Genomic DNA, 2,922 nt, shown 5'->3' on the forward strand with positions numbered 1-2,922 from the left:
ACGTCCCCGGCGTCCGCTACAAGATCATTCGCGGTTCGCTCGACACGTCGGGCGTCCGTGACCGCAAGCAGGCCCGTAGTCGCTACGGCGCCAAGAAGGAGAGCTGACATGCCCCGCAAGGGACCCGCCAGTCGGCGCGAGCTCCGGCCCGATCCGATCCACCAGTCGGTGCTCGTCACCCAGTTCATCAACAAGGTGTTGCAGCGGGGCAAGCGCTCAACCGCCGAGCGCATCGTGTACGACGCCCTGGCGATCGTCGAGGAGAAGACGGGGTCCGAGCCGGTGGGCACGCTCAAGCGGGCGGTCGACAACGTCCGGCCCCAGCTCGAGGTCCGGAGCCGTCGGGTGGGCGGCGCGACCTATCAGGTCCCCGTCGAGGTCCGACCCCGACGCGCCTCGACCCTGGCGATTCGCTGGCTCGTCGGCTACGGGCGTGATCGGCGCGAGCGCTCCATGGCCGAACGGCTGGCCAACGAGATCCTCGATGCCAGCAACGGGATCGGTGCGTCGGTCAAGCGACGCGAAGATCTCCAGAAGATGGCCGAGTCGAACAAGGCCTTCGCCCACTACCGCTGGTAGGAACCGCGCCGTCGTGGACGGCTCTACCTCTACACTTTTCCTACGACCGGGCTGTCTGGCCCGGTCGTGGTGCGTCACCCCGAACCTCTCAGGACGACACGATGGCCGAGAAGCGCTACTCACTCGACAAGACCCGAAACATCGGGATCATGGCCCACATCGACGCGGGCAAGACGACGACGACCGAGCGGATCCTCTACTACACCGGCCGCACCCACAAGATGGGCGAGGTCCACGAGGGCGCCGCGGTCATGGACTGGATGGAGCAGGAGCAGGAGCGGGGCATCACGATCACGTCGGCGGCGACCACCACCCAGTGGGAAGGCCATACGATCAACCTCATCGACACTCCTGGGCACGTCGACTTCACGGTCGAGGTCGAGCGCTCGCTGCGTGTGCTCGACGGTGCCGTTGCCGTCTTCGATGCGGTATCCGGGGTCGAGCCACAGTCGGAGACCGTATGGCGACAGGCCGACAAATATCGGGTGCCCCGCATCTGCTTCATCAACAAGATGGACCGGGTCGGGGCCGATTTCTTCGGGGGCCTCGAATCGATTCGCGAACGCCTCGGCGCCCGGCCTGTCGCTCTCCAGATCCCGATCGGAGCCGAGTCGGAGTTCGGCGGCGTCATCGACCTCGTCGCCATGCACGCCATCGTTTGGCACGACGAAGATGGCAAGCAGCGTGAGATCGTCGAGATCCCGGCCGAGCACAAGGCCGTCGCCGAGGAATGGCACCACAAGATGCTCGACGTGGTTGCCTCCGAGGACGAGGAGCTGCTCGAGAAGTACCTCGAGGAAGCAGACCTCGAACCCGACGAGATCCGCCGCGTCATCCGCAAGGGGACCGTCAACCGTGACTTCGTTCCGGTGCTCTGCGGCGCGGCGTTCAAGAACAAGGGTGTCCAGCCGCTGCTCGACGCCATCGTCTGGTACCTCCCGAGCCCTGCCGACCTGCCTCCGATGACCGGTTTCAAGCCGGGCGACGAGAACGTGCTCCTCGAGCGCAGGGCAGACGACTCCGATCCGTTCTCGGCTCTCGCCTTCAAGATCATGAGCGACCCATACGTCGGCAAGCTGACGTATTTCAGGGTCTACTCGGGCACGGCCAAGAAGGGCGACGCCGTCCTCAACACCACGACTGGGAAGAAGGAGCGGTTCGGCCGTCTGCTGCGGATGCACGCCGACAAGCAGGAGGACATCGACGAGATCATGACGGGTGACATCGTCGCCGCCGTCGGGCTCAAGAACACCCGCACCGGAGACACGCTCGCCGCCGACAAAGCCCCGATCCAGCTCGAGTCCATGACGTTTCCGGAGCCGGTCATCTCGGTCGCCATCGAGCCGAGGACGAAGTCGGACCAGGACAAGCTCGGCAACGCCCTCGGCAGGCTCGCCGAGGAGGATCCGACGTTCCAGGTCCGGTCGGACGAGGAAACCGGCCAGACGATCATTTCGGGAATGGGGGAGCTCCACCTCGAGATCCTCGTCGACCGCATGATGCGGGAGTTCAACGTCGAGGCCAACGTCGGCAGGCCGCAGGTTGCCTACCGCGAGACGGTGAAGAAGCCGGTCACCGGTGTCGCGGTGCGCTTCAAGCGCCAGACGGGCGGCTCGGGCATGTTCGCCCACGTGGTGATCGACCTCGAGCCGGCCGGGTCCGGCGCCGGGTTCGTGTTCGAGGACAAGGTCAAGGGCGGCTCGGTGCCGCGTGAGTTCATCCCGGCCGTCGCCAAGGGCATCGAGGATGCCCTCGACGGGGGTGTGCTGGCCGGCTATCCGCTCGTCGACATCAGGGCGAGGCTCGTCGACGGCTCTGCGCACTCGGTCGACTCGAACGAGATGGCCTTTCGGATCGCCGGCTCCATGGCGCTCCAGGAGGCGGCCAAGAAGGCCGGGGTGAAGCTCCTCGAGCCGATGATGGAGGTCGAGGTCGTCACTCCGGAGGAGTACATGGGCGACGTCATAGGAGATCTGTCGGCCCGGCGCGGCAAGATCGAGTCGATGGAGCAGCGCGGCCAGGGCCGCGTCGTGAGGGCGCTGGCGCCGCTCGCGGAGATGTTCGGCTACGCCACGGACCTTCGTTCACGAACGCAGGGCCGGGCAACATACACGATGCAGTTCCATTCATACGAAGAAGTGCCGCAGACGATCGCAGAAGAGATCGTTGCAAAGGTACGAGGCGAGTAAGGAGTCCGTGAGACATGGGTAAGGAGAAGTTCGAGCGGACGAAGCCGCATGTGAATGTGGGGACGATGGGTCATATTGATCATGGGAAGACGACGTTGACGGCTGCGATTACGAAGGTGTTGGCGGAGGCGGGGTCGGGGTCGACTCGGTTTAC

4 protein-coding genes are annotated in these 2,922 nt (G+C 65.2%); all 4 read left to right on the plus strand.

Annotation, left to right across the window (positions count from 1 at the left end):
* A partial coding sequence (locus VGC47_13855; protein HEX9856394.1) for a 30S ribosomal protein S12 occupies nt 1-107 on the plus strand: 107 nt, incomplete at its 5' end.
* A 1-nt stretch (nt 108) separates the two neighbouring features.
* Entirely contained in the window at nt 109-579 is a 471-nt protein-coding gene (gene rpsG / locus VGC47_13860; GenBank protein HEX9856395.1) for a 30S ribosomal protein S7, read from the plus strand.
* A gap of 101 nt (nt 580-680) precedes the next feature.
* Nucleotides 681-2,768, plus strand: a complete 2,088-nt coding sequence (gene fusA, locus VGC47_13865) for an elongation factor G (GenBank protein HEX9856396.1) — start codon at nt 681-683, stop codon at nt 2,766-2,768.
* Between the two features lie 14 nt (nt 2,769-2,782).
* On the plus strand, nt 2,783-2,922 hold a 140-nt coding region (locus VGC47_13870), incomplete at its 3' end, for a GTP-binding protein (protein HEX9856397.1).

The sequence above is a fragment of the Acidimicrobiia bacterium genome, assembly GCA_036396535.1.
In the GTDB taxonomy this organism is placed as follows: domain Bacteria; phylum Actinomycetota; class Acidimicrobiia; order Spongiisociales; family UBA5794; genus DASWKR01.

Bases quoted from the DNA above. Each gene is read 5' to 3' on its own strand.
- rpsG (HEX9856395.1), top strand. From the start codon at position 109: ATGCCCCGCAAGGGACCCGCCAGTCGGCGCGAGCTCCGGCCCGATCCG.
- fusA (HEX9856396.1), top strand. From the start codon at position 681: ATGGCCGAGAAGCGCTACTCACTCGACAAGACCCGAAACATCGGGATC.